The 13,469-nt window shown below is 55.3% G+C and carries 15 protein-coding genes and 2 pseudogenes; 12 read left to right on the top strand and 5 right to left on the bottom strand.

What is annotated here, in order from left to right; all coding sequences use genetic code 11:
• Nucleotides 1-55: 55 nt before the first annotated feature.
• The gene (locus TQ38_RS30395; RefSeq protein ID WP_162792481.1) at nucleotides 56-1,492 is read left to right on the top strand and encodes a hypothetical protein; all 1,437 of its coding nucleotides are present in this window, start codon (nucleotides 56-58) and stop codon (nucleotides 1,490-1,492) included.
• A 188-nt stretch (nucleotides 1,493-1,680) separates the two neighbouring features.
• Here the strand turns inward: TQ38_RS30395 and TQ38_RS29120 are convergent.
• Nucleotides 1,681-2,439, bottom strand: a pseudogene (locus tag TQ38_RS29120) (transposase); the annotation flags it as partial.
• A pseudogene (locus tag TQ38_RS31225) lies at nucleotides 2,435-2,614 on the bottom strand (transposase); the annotation flags it as partial. The pseudogenes TQ38_RS29120 and TQ38_RS31225, both read right to left, overlap by 5 nt.
• Nucleotides 2,615-2,653: 39 nt before the next feature.
• Here TQ38_RS31225 and TQ38_RS31620 point away from each other — a divergent pair.
• Both TQ38_RS31620 and TQ38_RS29105 read left to right on the top strand, forming a co-directional pair.
• Nucleotides 2,654-2,851 (top strand): hypothetical protein, encoded by a 198-nt coding sequence (locus TQ38_RS31620; RefSeq protein WP_043979510.1) that lies wholly within the window; start codon nucleotides 2,654-2,656, stop codon nucleotides 2,849-2,851.
• A gap of 334 nt (nucleotides 2,852-3,185) precedes the next feature.
• Nucleotides 3,186-4,076: a replication initiator protein A gene (locus TQ38_RS29105; RefSeq protein ID WP_043979508.1), complete on the top strand. Its 891-nt coding sequence runs from the start codon at nucleotides 3,186-3,188 to the stop codon at nucleotides 4,074-4,076.
• 23 nt (nucleotides 4,077-4,099) lie between these two features.
• Here the strand turns inward: TQ38_RS29105 and TQ38_RS30390 are convergent, their stop codons facing one another.
• Nucleotides 4,100-4,390, bottom strand: a complete 291-nt coding sequence (locus TQ38_RS30390) for a hypothetical protein (protein WP_162792479.1) — start codon at nucleotides 4,388-4,390, stop codon at nucleotides 4,100-4,102.
• A gap of 103 nt (nucleotides 4,391-4,493) precedes the next feature.
• On the opposite strand from TQ38_RS30390, the gene TQ38_RS29100 reads away from it, so the two are divergent.
• From TQ38_RS29100 to TQ38_RS29090, 3 genes are all read left to right on the top strand, one after another.
• Nucleotides 4,494-5,345, top strand: coding sequence for a helix-turn-helix domain-containing protein (locus tag TQ38_RS29100; RefSeq protein ID WP_082057936.1), 852 nt, complete (start codon nucleotides 4,494-4,496; stop codon nucleotides 5,343-5,345).
• A gap of 525 nt (nucleotides 5,346-5,870) precedes the next feature.
• The gene (locus TQ38_RS29095) at nucleotides 5,871-6,554 is read left to right on the top strand and encodes a ParA family protein (protein WP_043979504.1); all 684 of its coding nucleotides are present in this window, start codon (nucleotides 5,871-5,873) and stop codon (nucleotides 6,552-6,554) included.
• Nucleotides 6,551-6,898: a hypothetical protein gene (locus tag TQ38_RS29090; protein WP_043979501.1), complete on the top strand. Its 348-nt coding sequence runs from the start codon at nucleotides 6,551-6,553 to the stop codon at nucleotides 6,896-6,898. Before TQ38_RS29095 ends, TQ38_RS29090 begins: the two co-directional genes overlap by 4 nt.
• Nucleotides 6,899-6,967: 69 nt before the next feature.
• On the opposite strand, the gene TQ38_RS29085 is transcribed toward TQ38_RS29090, so the two are convergent.
• On the bottom strand, nucleotides 6,968-8,278 hold the full coding sequence (locus tag TQ38_RS29085) for a sugar transferase (protein ID WP_082057935.1): 1,311 nt from the start codon (nucleotides 8,276-8,278) through the stop codon (nucleotides 6,968-6,970).
• Nucleotides 8,279-8,606: 328 nt separating this feature from the next.
• On the opposite strand from TQ38_RS29085, the gene TQ38_RS29080 reads away from it, so the two are divergent.
• Nucleotides 8,607-8,930, top strand: coding sequence for a WGR domain-containing protein (locus TQ38_RS29080; RefSeq protein WP_370059867.1), 324 nt, complete (start codon nucleotides 8,607-8,609; stop codon nucleotides 8,928-8,930).
• A 355-nt stretch (nucleotides 8,931-9,285) separates the two neighbouring features.
• On the opposite strand, the gene TQ38_RS29075 is transcribed toward TQ38_RS29080, so the two are convergent.
• Nucleotides 9,286-9,792, bottom strand: coding sequence for a MucR family transcriptional regulator (locus TQ38_RS29075; RefSeq protein ID WP_043979496.1), 507 nt, complete (start codon nucleotides 9,790-9,792; stop codon nucleotides 9,286-9,288).
• A 213-nt stretch (nucleotides 9,793-10,005) separates the two neighbouring features.
• Here TQ38_RS29075 and TQ38_RS29070 point away from each other — a divergent pair, with 213 nt between their 5' ends.
• The 5 genes from TQ38_RS29070 to TQ38_RS29050 all read left to right on the top strand — a co-directional run bounded on the left by TQ38_RS29070 (nucleotide 10,006) and on the right by TQ38_RS29050 (nucleotide 13,345).
• A complete protein-coding gene (locus TQ38_RS29070) occupies nucleotides 10,006-10,572 on the top strand; it encodes an ADP-ribose pyrophosphatase (protein WP_113942137.1) in 567 nt (188 codons plus the stop codon).
• 398 nt (nucleotides 10,573-10,970) lie between these two features.
• Nucleotides 10,971-11,561, top strand: a complete 591-nt coding sequence (locus tag TQ38_RS29065; RefSeq protein ID WP_052505970.1) for a hypothetical protein — start codon at nucleotides 10,971-10,973, stop codon at nucleotides 11,559-11,561.
• A gap of 434 nt (nucleotides 11,562-11,995) precedes the next feature.
• A complete protein-coding gene (locus TQ38_RS29060; RefSeq protein ID WP_052505969.1) occupies nucleotides 11,996-12,898 on the top strand; it encodes an ArdC family protein in 903 nt (300 codons plus the stop codon).
• Entirely contained in the window at nucleotides 12,885-13,103 is a 219-nt protein-coding gene (locus tag TQ38_RS29055) for an RNA polymerase sigma factor (protein WP_052505968.1), read from the top strand. The genes TQ38_RS29060 and TQ38_RS29055 overlap by 14 nt, the downstream gene beginning before the upstream one ends.
• On the top strand, nucleotides 13,100-13,345 hold the full coding sequence (locus TQ38_RS29050) for a sigma factor-like helix-turn-helix DNA-binding protein (RefSeq protein WP_043979491.1): 246 nt from the start codon (nucleotides 13,100-13,102) through the stop codon (nucleotides 13,343-13,345). The genes TQ38_RS29055 and TQ38_RS29050 overlap by 4 nt, the downstream gene beginning before the upstream one ends.
• Nucleotides 13,346-13,469 lie beyond the last annotated feature (124 nt).

Below are 13,469 nucleotides of genomic sequence, written 5' to 3'. Positions count from 1 at the left end.
TGCGCGGTCTTCAAAAAAACATACAAGTCGAACGTAGCTACAAGGACACCATGCCATGAAAAATCGACGCTGCAACCGTCGTACCGTTTTAATCGGCCTTACAGCAGGCGTTGTAACAGCGGCTTCGCACGCACGTCTCCTTGCTGACGTTGGCCGTCCTATGTTTTATCCTGCCAAGTATGGGGCACGCGGAATAGGTGCGAGCTTTGATGACGGCCCAGCAATTCAAGCCGCTATCGATGCAGCATGGATTAACGGCGGCGGCACAGTTTTATTCTCATCGGTCCCTGCGTTTTACAATGTCAACAACCCAATTATTTGTCGGCCGGGTGTGTCATTGAAAGGGGATGGCAGTCGCCCACGTATCATATCTACGGCTGAGGGAAAATCGCTTCTCTTACCTGGCAATTTTCATCCTAACTTCATTGATCGCGCTAAATACGACATGCTTAAACCAGTCCGTGCTGGAGACCATTTGGTGAAGCTTGAGAATGAAAATTCAGCAAAACGATATAAAACCGGGTCACAAGTTTACGTAACAAGTAGAGCGTGGGGGAAAACTGGGAACTTTGGGCTTCCACATTATGGTTGGCTAAACTATATTGTTGGCATAAAAAACAATTCTCTCATTCTAAGGGAGGCTATTGATATATCCACCGACGCGCAGATCACACCTTTAAATGAAATAATAGCTAGAAATGATATAAATCTATTTTTCTATTCAGATGCAACGATAAGTGGGCTTGTCTTGGAGTCGGGTCGACATATTATGAACGACTCTGCCATGCTTAGAGTAGATATATTTGATAATGAATTTGTCGCTAGAACCGCAATATATGGGAATGCATTCCAATATGTTCGCTGGACCAACAATCAATTTACATTCTCCCATGCGATAGGAGAGCAGTCTCTGAACAGCCTTGAAACATTATCTCGGAATAACAAATTCATATTCTCACCAAAATCAGATGATAAAGAAATTTTTCAAGGATTTTATTTTCAAGAGTTTGGAAGAAATCTAGCCGTAGAAAATTCTGTTATCAACCTAGGACATCACAGATCTAGAAATTTTTTAATAAGTATAGCCAATAGTCAAAATGTAAAAATAGATTCTTTGACATTTATTGGGGATTACGCAGATTCATTAATTTACATGGGAAACAAAGGTAGCGAAGATTTTCATATAACTGGAAATTCTATTCAGAATTGTAATTTTAATATAGGTGAAGTCATACGGTTTATGACAATTAAAGGTCAGGACTCTTCGTTTATGCATGGTAATTTCGTCGAAAACTGTGTTTTCACTGGGAAATCTGGAGCAAGAGACGCTATTCACTTAGAAGGATTGCGCGGAACGTTCTCTTTTTCTAACAATAAATTGGAAAATGTTAGCTGTATAAATTTCCCCGATTCTCCTAATCTCGCTATTAGTAACAACAGGACAATAAAAAATTCTAAAGTAATTTTGGAACATCGCAGGTGCTTTCAATAACTGCATTATCAATTAATGCAGATTTATACATATCAGCAGAATTTTTGAACACATTTTTTGTGAAGCTTATTTTTAAAAGACTTTGGCAAAATTTAATCTTGTCTTATGACATTTCCGCCTGCTTGGGCATAATAAGATGCCCGGTCCGGGGTGGGTAATTGCTCACGGGGTCGGCAATTGAGCCCTGATCAGGCGATCACGAACCTGCCGTCGACGAGTTCGCGGATAGCTACGAGCGCCGATTTGCCGCTGAGACGAGCGGTTCCGGTGACGGAGCGATATCCGGCGTGGATCTGGGCGCCCCAGTCGGAGCGGAAGCCGTTGGTGACCTTGCGGAACACGACCGAGGGGCGGATCTCGCGCGCTGATATGTTGTTGGTCGCAGGGACGTCGCGGTTGGTGAGGAAGACGAAGAACTTGCCCCGCCAGGCCTTGATTTGTTTGAGCAGAACACGTCCCGCCGGGTGCGCGACAGGCATCTGTACCAGGCGGGTCAGCAGATTGTCGGCCTTCGCGGCGTAGGCGGCCAGCGTCGTGTCTTTCAGGCTGCTTCGTCGCTTGCCGATCCGGATCGCCCAGCGCAGGTGGTCGCGGATTTTGGGGGCGAAGGCGGTATCCCCGCAGTCGATGGCATACTGAACATCGCGCAGGACATGGGCGAGGCAGACCTGATGCTCTTTGCCCAGTTCCTGCTGTCCGGCGTAGCGATCGGAGACCCACACGTCGGGTTGATGGCCACCCAGAACCTCGTCGACAACACTGCGCGCCCGGCGCGGGGCGATCTTGTGCAGGACCGCGTCTTTCGAGAGGAAGACCCATTGCCAATGGGCAATGCCGTTGGTGCGCGTGGACGTCTCATCGGATGCGATGATCCTTGCCGTCAGCAACTTGTCGGTGATCGCCTTCGTGGCTGCTGTCATTCCGACCTGCATGCGCCTGAAGGCGGATAGCGGCATCGGACTGATGGAAGATGGGACGGGTATCGAAGCTGGCCTTGGCGACGGGGAACAGGGCCTCGACCTGAAGCAAATCACGGTAGCGGATGACGGCCTGCAGCGGGGTGATCCGGGCATTGGTGCGCAGCACGCTGATACCATCGTAGCGGGCCTCGTCAGCAAGCTTGCGCGACACGCTCCGGCGGTTCGATCGTTCGGGGTTGGCTTGGCCGTTCCGCCTGAGATTGGCGATACGGATCTGGAGGAACGGCTTTACGGCATTCCCGGCGTAAAGCCTGGCCGGCGCAAGCTGCCCGAGCCGGACTGGCCGGTGGTAGCGCGCGAACTGAAGCGCAAACACGTGACGCTGCAGGTGCTCTGGGAGGAGTACCGGGCCGTCCATATACGGAATCCGCAGGGATGATCTGCTCATTGGAGGTTGGTCCAGCAAACAAACCATCTCATCAGAGGCCATTCTGCCCCCCCGCCTCCCACCTCAGCGGTTTAGTGCAATCCCAAACGCTTCGCAGTGGTCGGCAACCGGTCTAACGTTCCGGCGCGACAGTTGCTGGTATCAGGGCTGAAACTTGGTTATGATATTTCCTCCGCGAAAGCACGAATTTGGGCGCCATGCTTGCGGGCAATCGTTCAGTTTGGCTTTTGGCTGAGCCCAGTTCGTGCTTTCGCGGATGATATGAGCCTTTGCGAATTCGTGCTTTCGCGGATGAAGTCGCCGACTAGCGATTGGAGTATTATGAATGGCTGAGCGCAAAGCGAAGACCGACCAACGTGAGCTATTTTTCCTCGATAGCCCGCTGATGACGGAGGTCCGTGGAGAGCGATCGCTGATGGCCTATCCGTTCTTTTCCTTGAGCAAGGGCAAATGGACGAAGCCCCTCGCGTACAAGACCGACGCGGTCTCGATCGAGATCGTGCCCAACGCTAACGGTGCAGCTACGATCTACGACAAGGAGATTGTGCTATATATCGCTAGCCTCATGATCGCCAAGCTTGAGACCGGGGAAGAGGTCTCGCCTGATTTTTATTTCACCGCACATGACTTGTTCTGCGTCACCGGGAACAACCCCTCTGCCCGCTCCTATGCAAGGCTCTCACAGGCGCTTGAGCGTCTTCAAGGCACGCAAATCAAGACCAACATCGAAACCGGAGGCCAAGGCCAGGAAGGCTACTTCTCATGGCTTTCGGAAGCTTTGCTCTACTACTCAAGGTCTGAAGACGGTAAACGCGAACGCCGGTTGAAGGCGGTTCGGGTGCGCCTGTGCGATTGGCTGTATCGTGCCATTCTGCGAGATCGCCAAGTTCTTGATTACGCAGCGACGTATTTTCAGCTTGGGCCAGTCGAGCGGCGGCTTTATGAAATCGCCCGGTCTTCCTGCGGCGATGGCCCTTATGAGATCGAACTGGATGAACTGCGACTCCAGCTTGGATACCAGAACTCCCTCCCCCACTTCAGGCACGCGCTTAAGGCCATTGCCGAGCATAACTCCATCCCGGATTACATGCTCTCTTTGACGGAGAGCATACCGCTTGGCGACAAGCCCAAAGGACGCGGGCGGCGGGCGGCTCACTGTCTTGTGCTCATCCAAGCCAAGCCGAAGACGCTCTCAAGCGAGATTGCCCAAGACTGATTCGAGACGACTTTCAGGTCAGTTCAATTCCTCCGTGAAAGCACGAATCCGCCGCCGAAATTCATCCGCGAAAGCACGAAGTTTTGCGAATTCCTCCGCGAAAGCACGAGCTTTTTTGCCTTATCCTCCGCGAAAGCACGAACCGTTAGGCCTTCCGCAGCCTCGGGATTGCTGCGATTGTCCCGCTGCCAGCAGGTGGCTGGTAGGATCGTAATGAAGGGGTGGCTGTGACCACATAAAAGAAAGCCCGGCACGAAGGCCGGGCATCCCATTTGGATAGTGGAGCGACGTCGCCAAACGTCGAACCGGGTCAACTAACCCCTTCTCCATACTCCATATCGAACATGGTTTCAAGGATGCGCGCTTCGCGCCACGCCCTCTTTTTGCCTGGTGACGGCCCTCTGTGCGGAGGGACGAATGGCGACGCTTACTCTTGGCAATGCGCTTTTGAGCGCGTTTGCGGGAACGAAACTGCAGAAGCACAAAGCGAGGAACAGCGCCCCGCATCCGACCGCTGCGCGGATTTTGCGCAATAGTGTGGAAGCTGGCACGTTCGAACATGTGTTTTTTGTGCCGCCCGCAAAGGGAGAAACCGACCGTCTGTTACGCGCAGCGCGGCGCATTCTCGATGCCGGAAAGCAGTTACGCAGCGAAGCTCGGCGCGACGCACGCCCCCTCACCTCTCGCGAACGCCTCCTTACAACCTTAACAAGCGCCAGCGTACGAGTCCTAGAAGAGATTCTGACGCTCGCTCGTTTGAACAAGGGCCAGGTGTTCCCAAGCTACGATTACCTGGCACAGGCGACGAGCCTCGGGCGCGCCACGGTGGCACGCTCGTTGCGCATTCTGGAGTCGATAGGTTTTCTCGTACGGCAAAGGCGGTTCAAGCGGGTTGAAAACGTCGAAGGCCCAGGTCCGCGGTTAAAACAGACGTCGAACGCCTACCGGACAGTCTTGCCCCGGATCATCCTCGACTACCTACCGCGCTGGATGCGCCCTGCCCCAACTCCCGACGACGAATTGCATCGTCAGGCTGAACGCGCCGAAGAACTGGAGCATATGCGTTCACAGCTTTCATGCCAGGAGCTAGCGGAAACCAGCGTCGATGGCGCTTTGGGCAAGGTCCTTGCCCGTCTTGGAGCCGCATTGGATCGGCAGGAGCGTGAGTCTCAAACTGATACGCAAACACAACTCAATTCTATTATAATCACAGAATCACAACCAACATGTCCAGAACCGCCGACGTGGAACATTTCTCGACGCTCGTAAAAGGCGCGGTGAGGGAAAAATCGAACGTCAAACCTAATCCTGAAAGGTGGATATGCGACGCTATGCGTCGCAAGTGCTATCAGCGGGTCTAAGTGGCTTAGATATTGTGTGCTAAATTAGCTTAGTTCCAATCGACAGCACGGAATTGATTATAGATCAATCCGTAAGTGGTATTCTCATATCTACTATCCATACCGTTATTCGGGCTTTCGCTCCGAGAGAATCTATATTGATTTCCACACTGGACGGTATCTGCCGAATTGCAATTAAGCATGCTGACCCAGCTGCAGATCACAGAGTGCGTGCCCGCCTTGGTCACTGCTTGCAAAACCAAAAATGTTAACGATAGGCGTGAGATATCCTTTTAATTTGGATATCCTATCGATATCCAACTCCTATACCTATCGACGGAATAGCGATAGAATATCGAATGCCTACCGCTCGTATATGTATATCCTTGCGATATAGATTGGCTTTGGATAGGAATGTGAATGCCTATCCGGGTTTTCCAAGGAGATTAGAACAATGCCGGCGATTTCCGTTGCGAACCCCAAAGGCGGGGCTGGCAAGACCACGCTGACATTCATCCTTGCCTGTGAGCTAGCCAGAAGCGGTGCAACTGTTGCCGTGATCGATGCCGACCCGAACGCAATTATCGCATCATGGGGAAGAAAGCGGGCAAGCGAGGGGCGCGCTATACCTTTCGAAATCGTCGCAAGTCCCAAGGAATCAGAACTGGTGAGGCTAGTCGACCAGTATACGGCATCGCACGATTTCGTTCTGATTGATCTGGAGGGCACGGCATCGCGCATGACCTCACGGGCATTCGCTCGCTCACACCTTGTCCTCATCCCGTTCAATCTCTCGCCGATTGATGCTGAACTGGCCGCTAACGCTGTCGGTCTGATCCAAGAAGAAGCCGAAGCGCTCGGGCGAACGATTCCCTTTCGCTTGGTCCGCAGCCGGGACAATGCTGCGATCCAGACAAAGACCGCCAAACGCATTGTGACCGCAATCAATGAAGCACAATTGCCATTGCTTCCTGCCGGGCTTGTCGAACGCGCCGCTTACCGAGACATCTTCGATTTCTCATCGACGCTTGAAGAGCTGGACGAGGCGAACACCTCAGGCGTGCCGGCGGCAAAGAAGAATGCTTACGAGGTAGCGCGCGCTGTCGTCGCAGCGGTGCAAATGGAGATGCAAAAATGACCGGTTACGGCTTTGGCAAAAAACCTACTGCAAGTTTGCTGCCGGATCCCGGGGCGGAGATCGAAGACAGGCTGGATTTTACCGGCATCGAAAGAAGGCCTATGGCTGTTGATCCGGCGTTGGAAGAAGCCGCGATCCGCCGCGGCGACGCGTTAGGCTTCGTTGATCGCGGGGCAGGAGAGACAAACCGGCGTCGACGGCGCTCGACACAGCCTCAGACCAGCGTTTTTGTCAAAGGCCCCCAGGATACCCTAGATTGGTTTGTCGAGTACACAAACCAACGGGGGCACCGTTCCTATTGGCAGACAATCGAGGAATTCCGTTCATTGATTGAAGGAAAATAAGGACCGTGCCGCTCGACTACCGAGCGGCACCCATGCGTTGATACAATATCAGGCTGCATAACGGCGGCCTCAGAAGGCGCGGTCGTGTACAAGAACCCTTAGGGTGAGAAAAAGTATCTTAAGGTCTCGCCCTATCGACCAGCCTTCCAGATATTCGAGGTCCGCCTGAAGACGATTGATAAGGTCGGCTTCCTGGTCGGTAGCCCCCCGGAAACCACGGACTTGCGCCAAACCTGAAAGGCCAGGCTTGAGGGAGTGACGCTGCCAGTAGCGTAAATCGACTTCCCAAAACAACTTGTCACCCGCAAGCGAACCCGTCGCATGCGGACGTGGCCCTACGAGGCTCATGTCGCCCAGCAACACGTTGAATAACTGAGGCAATTCGTCGATACTGGTCTTGCGGATGAACCGGCCAACAGCGGTGATCCGTTTGTCATCCTTGGATGCCGAGATAGTACCGTCAATCCCGGATGTGGTTTGTGACATCGATCGAAACTTATACATGTTGAAGAAGCGATTGCCCCGACCCATGCGGCGCTGCATGAAAAACACAGATCCGCCATCATTCAACTTTACAGCCACGGCAACCGCGATCAGCAGCGGGAACAGGATAAGAACAGCGCTGCCGGCGAAAGCGACGTCAAATAAGCGTTTTAGTGCGCGTTCGCGAAGACCAAGTGGACCTGCCGAAACCATCAACAGACCGTGATTGCCGGCGACACGGGCACCTTGCGCTCCGAGACGAACGACTTCATCGTCCAGTACTTCGCCATCGATATTCGCGCCCTTCAGCATCATGGCCCAGTCCACACGGCGGCTAGGGGGACAGCTAACGATGACGCGGTCGAGGTTTCGAAGGATAAGGCCGATACGATCAAGAGCATCAGGGTCATGCAGATTAGGACGAAGGTCCAGTGCTGCGGCCGAAACGCGGATGGCGCCCTTCATTTCGACATTGGGACCTCCGTCATCGATGATCATTTCGTTGAGAATATTCTCACCGCACCGCCATCGGACAAAGCTACGTAGCTGCAACCGGGCAAAAGCAATTGACAGCATGGCAACGAACGCGCCGCAGTTGACGCCCCAGGGCGAGATATCGGCTCCCGGGCGGATTAGGAAATGCATGAAAACGACGAAGACAACCGATATCACCATAGTCGTCGCCGACCGGAAGATACCCACCCATGCGTCTTGAAGAGCCGAGGTAGAATAGGCCCGATTATAGAGGCCAATCATCATGTATAGTGGAACAACCAGATCAGCAATAATCAGACCTCTGTAAAATCCAGATACGCCTGAAATCAAATATTCAACCGCGGCAAATCCGATGAAAATCGCACATATATCAGCTGTAACCAATGCCAGATAGCACTGCATCCGATACCGCTGACGAGATCGAATAGGTGCCATATCTATGGAATTTCTGTTACGGGACCTGAGAGGCGAAGGCAAATTCGAGAACTCCAACAAGCCATGCAGAAGTGTTCAACCGCGTTTCATTGCTGAACGCGAGGAAAAAAGATTTTGCAAATGCCGCCACCCAGCGGTAGCCGTGCATTTACCGTTATTTCATCCTCAAATCAACATTACCTATCCTTGAACATTACCTATCCTTGAACATTACCTATCCTTGAACATTACCGATCCTTGATCGGGAGAATGAATCAGCAGGGCCAGACTGATTCAATTTTCGCGTTGGACGCCCATGTCGAACCTCACGAGCATGGCAACCATGCTTGCGCTAACTGCCATACCGAACATAGAACTTCCCGCGTACGGGGAAATTCTCGAGCTTTGGGCGGTTGACCCGTCCCGAAACATATCGCGCACTTGGCGGATATGTAAGCGGCGCGATCTGTTTGGGTGGACCGTCGTCGAATGGGGCTGGGGGCGCATAGGATCGAGAGGACAGTCGCGAACGGTTGTCTTCGAGCAGCCGGAAAAGGCGGTGGCGCTCGTCCGCCGATTGCTGTTACGGCGGGCAAATGCTGAGCGGCGCATTGGTGTCGCTTATAGACGCTGTGACTAACCCGAACGAACCCAAGTTACAGGATATTTGCACATACCCGTCACAGCTTATGCGGCAATAATTGGCCTGTTAATGGCAGATCAACGCATGAAATTCCGTTGATCTGCCTCAGGCTTCCCACGTTCGCGCGCAGGCATTTAACCTGATCCCGCGCTGCGTTCCGATTACCACGCGCGGGCGAGATTGGTAGATGTCACCGGTCCAGTTTGGATACGGCCTGGAGCCGTGACATCGCACCCGCCTACGCAGCGTACATCCCTGCGATTGTCACCTGCCTGAAGGCGAACCGAGCGCGCGCGGGGTATGATCAGTCCGTCCAGGCCCTGCAGCGGCAGAGCCCGGACGGATGGTCCTGTCAAGCTTTGTGGTCACCTTGCGTCGCCGAATGCTGCTGCGCAGATTCGATTGCCGGCTTTGCTGTGGGAGCCTTTTTCGCTCGTGGTTTTTTCACAGGCTTGATAACTTCCTTGGGCTTGCGTCCAAGGCCGATCTTGTGAGCGAGCGTCCGACGCTTTTCGGCATATTCCGCGCTAACCATTGGATAGTCTTTCGGAAGGCCAAATGCCTCGCGATAGCTTTCCGGAGTGTAACCGTTCAGCGACAGGTGCCTTTTTAGCATCTTGTAAGGCTTGCCATCGATCATGCTGATAAGGCGGTCAGGCTTTACCGAGGCGCGAATGGAAACCATGCCTTTTGGCTTTTCCGGTTCGGCCGCCAACGATGGTGCACCTGTGGCTTGCAATGCACCGAAGACATTCTGGATCAGACTGGGCAAGCTGCTGGTGTCGACGGTGTTGTTGCTGACATGTGCAGTGACAATATCAGTCGTCAAGGCGATCAAGGTTTCATTATCTAGCGGCAATTGTGGCTCCGTCAAAAGCGATGTGCGGCAGGCTTTAGACGGCCAATTGTTGGATGTCGAACTTACGCTGCGATCTGTGTATTTGTATACACAAAGAAAGGTCTTTAAGCAAAAAATGCCTTGGCTGTTAAGCAGTCAGAGCCAACCAAAAAGACCGCAGTAATTGTCAAAGGAATCACGCTTGCAACGTAATCAACCTATAGCGCCGCGCGCATGAAAGCTGCCCGGATCACCAATCAAACCCTTGTCTACAATGGGTGGTACAAGTTTTACCGGCTCGATATCTCAATGCCGGATGGTGCCGTCGTCGAACGGCATCTGCTTGATAATGGTTCTGCAGCGGCGGTATTGCCTTATGATCCGGATCGCCGGGTATGCATGCTTATTGAACAACCCCGGGCGGGTGTATTGGTAGCGGGGGAAACGCCCTTACTTGAAGCAATCGCGGGCAATCTGGATGGCGCCTCGCCTCAGGTGCGGATTGTAGAAGAAGCCCTTGAGGAGGGCGGCCTACGCCTTGGCGCGCTCGAGCCGGTAACGAACATGTGGTCATTGCCGCCCGTCTCGACTGAGCGCATTCAACTTTTCCTGGCCACCTATACTCATGCTGACCGGGTAGGCGAGGGCGGCGGCAGCCAGAGTGAGAACGAAAACATCACGGTCCACGAAATCGGTCTTGATACCTTACGGGAGCTGGCTCTCTCAGGCGGGCTGACGGACGCCAAAACACTGATCCTCGCGCAAGCCCTGCTGTTGAAGCATCCTTATCTGTGGGCGTGAGCGGCCTGATCGGTAACATTTACCTGAACGCTTAGATTCTACCAGGCACGAAAACGCCGAACTTGGGCTGCTTACGGTACCTGAGTGCCCAGATGAGGCGGCGGCATGGAAAGCGCCTTGCCCTTGGCGCGAGGAATCGCCTCTGCTATAAATGGGGTGCGCTGCGCAAAAGGCGGCGCCGGGACTGGTAATCCCGCAAGTGAGCTAGCTCGGAATCTTCGGTTTCCGGGGTGCCGTCGCGTATGTCCAAACCTTCGGGTGAAAGGCGGCGGCGCATGTCACTTGCATGTTACCAGCTCCGGCGGCTCCCGCGCCTAGCGTGCGGGAGTTCGGGACTGTTTTTTTCGCATCCGGCTCGTTCCTCCCGTATTTCGCATCGATGCGGATCGGAGGTGCCTATGAACAACCTTGTTCCTGCCCCATCGCGCCGCGCGCTCCCGCGCGTGGCCGCAAGCGTTCCCGCCCAGGTCATGCCTGTCAGCGTCACGCTGTCAGCCTTGCTGCGGACATACCGCGCCGAGCCCGTCCAGTTGCTGCGAACAGGGGAAGGGCGTGCCCTGAGCCGGGCACGCATTCACCGCGCTGAGGGTTTCATGCCGTCCTGTGATCCGGATGCTCCGCGTGACTTTTCCAGTTTCCTCTACTTCGCCGGCATCACCGCGCAGCTCGCGCTGTCATCCCATCTTTTGGATGTCGGTTTTCCCGATGATTGGTGTGCCCGCCACATCGGTCTTCGTGTCAGCCGAGCGCTCGCTTACGCCAATGCGACCGGCTTTGGCTACGAATGCAGCGACACCGCCCGACTGGCGCAGGTCCTGTGTCCCTACTGGAAGTGGAACGCCAGCAGCCTCGCCGAAAACCCCAAGCCCGACGACGGAGGCTTTCACGCCGAGCAGGTTGTGACCTTGTTACGCGGCGTGATCGACCATGTTTATCTCGTGACGGGCCATCGCCGCCGTCATCGCCGCCCTCCCGCCAAGGCGTCGTAAGAAGCCGTCATGGGTTCGGGGGCAGGGAATACCCCCAGAAGGGATTGGCGTCCCAGGCTTCAGCCTGATCGCGCTCTACCTGCGCTCACGCTCCGGCCAAGCCGCCTGCAGCGTCTCGGCGGCATAGCCGTGACGATCGCATGACGCATCCGGTCCGCCTGGAGCGGATCCGGGCGGGACCCGCGTATCCCGCATGCGGTCGCCGCGCATCGTGCGCGGCGGGGCAGGGCCTTCGGCACCTTGGTGACGGGGGGCGTCGCTGCTCTGTAACCCCGCCTCGCCGGGGCGCAACCTGAGCACGCTCAGGTCCTCCATTTCATTGCGGCTCTGCAAGTGCGCCCCGCCTTGGCCGGCGGGGTTGTCGAGCCTGCTCCTGCCGCCCCCCGCCACCCTGGCGCCGGTCAATGGCGGTTGAGGAAAGGAGTGATACGAACATGACCGAACGTCTGAGCCTCTATGGCGAGGTTACTGCCCAGATCATCGCCGAGCTGGAAGAGGGACGGTTGCCTTGGGTGCAGCCCTGGGATCCCGCGCGGTGCCCGTGCACGATGCCCCACAATGGTCTGTCGAGGAGAAAATACTCTGGGATTAATGTGCTCATTCTTTGGGCGGCCGGGGTAGGGCAGGGCTTTTCATCGCAGCGCTGGCTGACGTACCGGCAGGCAGAACAGGCCGGCGGATATGTCCGGCGCGGCGAGAAAGGCACGGTCATCTGCTATGCCGACCGCTTCACGCCCAGGAACGAAGCCGAGAAAGCCCGCAGCGAGGAGCGTGAGGCGAGGACGGTTGCCTTTCTGAAGCGTTTCACGGTCTTCAATATCGACCAGTGCGAGGGTCTTGCGCCCGACTTGGTCAGCATGTCCGTGCCGCGTGATCCGGTCCTTGCCATCGCCGAGGCCGACAAGCTGATCGCAGCAACCGGGGCGGACTTCAGGATTGGAGGCGATCAGGCCTTCTATTCGCCGACAGAGGACTACGTCCAGGTTCCCCCGCAGGCTGCCTTTCACGAGCCGGTCAACTGGTATCGCACCGCGCTGCATGAACTGGGCGGCCACTGGACCGGGCATGCTAGCCGGTTGAACCGGGATCAGTCGGGCGCCTTCGGATCAGCCTCTTACGCGCGCGAGGAGCTATGCGCCGAACTGACCAGCGCCTTTGCCTGCGCTTCGCTCGGCATCCAGCCCACCGTTCGTCATTGCGACTATATAGGCGCGTGGCTCGAGGTGATGCGGGCCGATGAAAAGGCCATCTTCCGCGCCGCAAGCGCTGCCAGCAAGGCGAGCGATTTCTTCCTCGCTTTCGGCGGTCAGGACGGAGGCGAAAATGGCGCTGTCTGATTCCAATCCCGAACGCCTGCACCCGATCGAGGCAGCCTTGCTCAAGCTGGCGAAAATGGACCGGGAGATATTTCTGGCCATGCGCCTCGAAGGCATGGGTGTCAGCGAAATCGCCCGGATAACGCGCTTGTCCCCGAGGCAGGTCGAAAGGCGTATTGGCCGTGCCTACCGTATCCTCGCTCGCGAACTGGGGGACCTGTCATGAGCCGCGATGTTACCCCCCGTGCGTATCTGCGCCGGGTCCGGCCAGCCCTGCAGCGCATGAGCCCTCTGCAGCGCGAAATCCTCTTGGCCATTCGCCTCGAAGATCTAAGCTATCCTGAACTCGCCGAGCGATACGCCATTAGTGTACAGGACGTGATGGAACAGTTCACCATGGCGCTGTTGATCCTCGCACGATGGGTGAAGGAACCCCAGCCCTGGTGGCGGCGCTTGTGGCCTTGGTGACACCGCTTGTCCTCCGGTGCAACGCTGCCGGAGGACAAGCTTTCTTCGAGATCCGTGCGCAGTAACATGGCGGGTTTATGGCCATCAGCCAGCTGCCGATGCGCATATTTGAAGATAGTCACCT

It is taken from the genome of Novosphingobium sp. P6W, from assembly GCF_000876675.2.
Classification (GTDB): Bacteria; Pseudomonadota; Alphaproteobacteria; order Sphingomonadales; family Sphingomonadaceae; genus Novosphingobium.
Note: the sequence above shows the minus strand (reverse complement) of the source record. Positions and strands in the feature narration are given on the sequence as shown.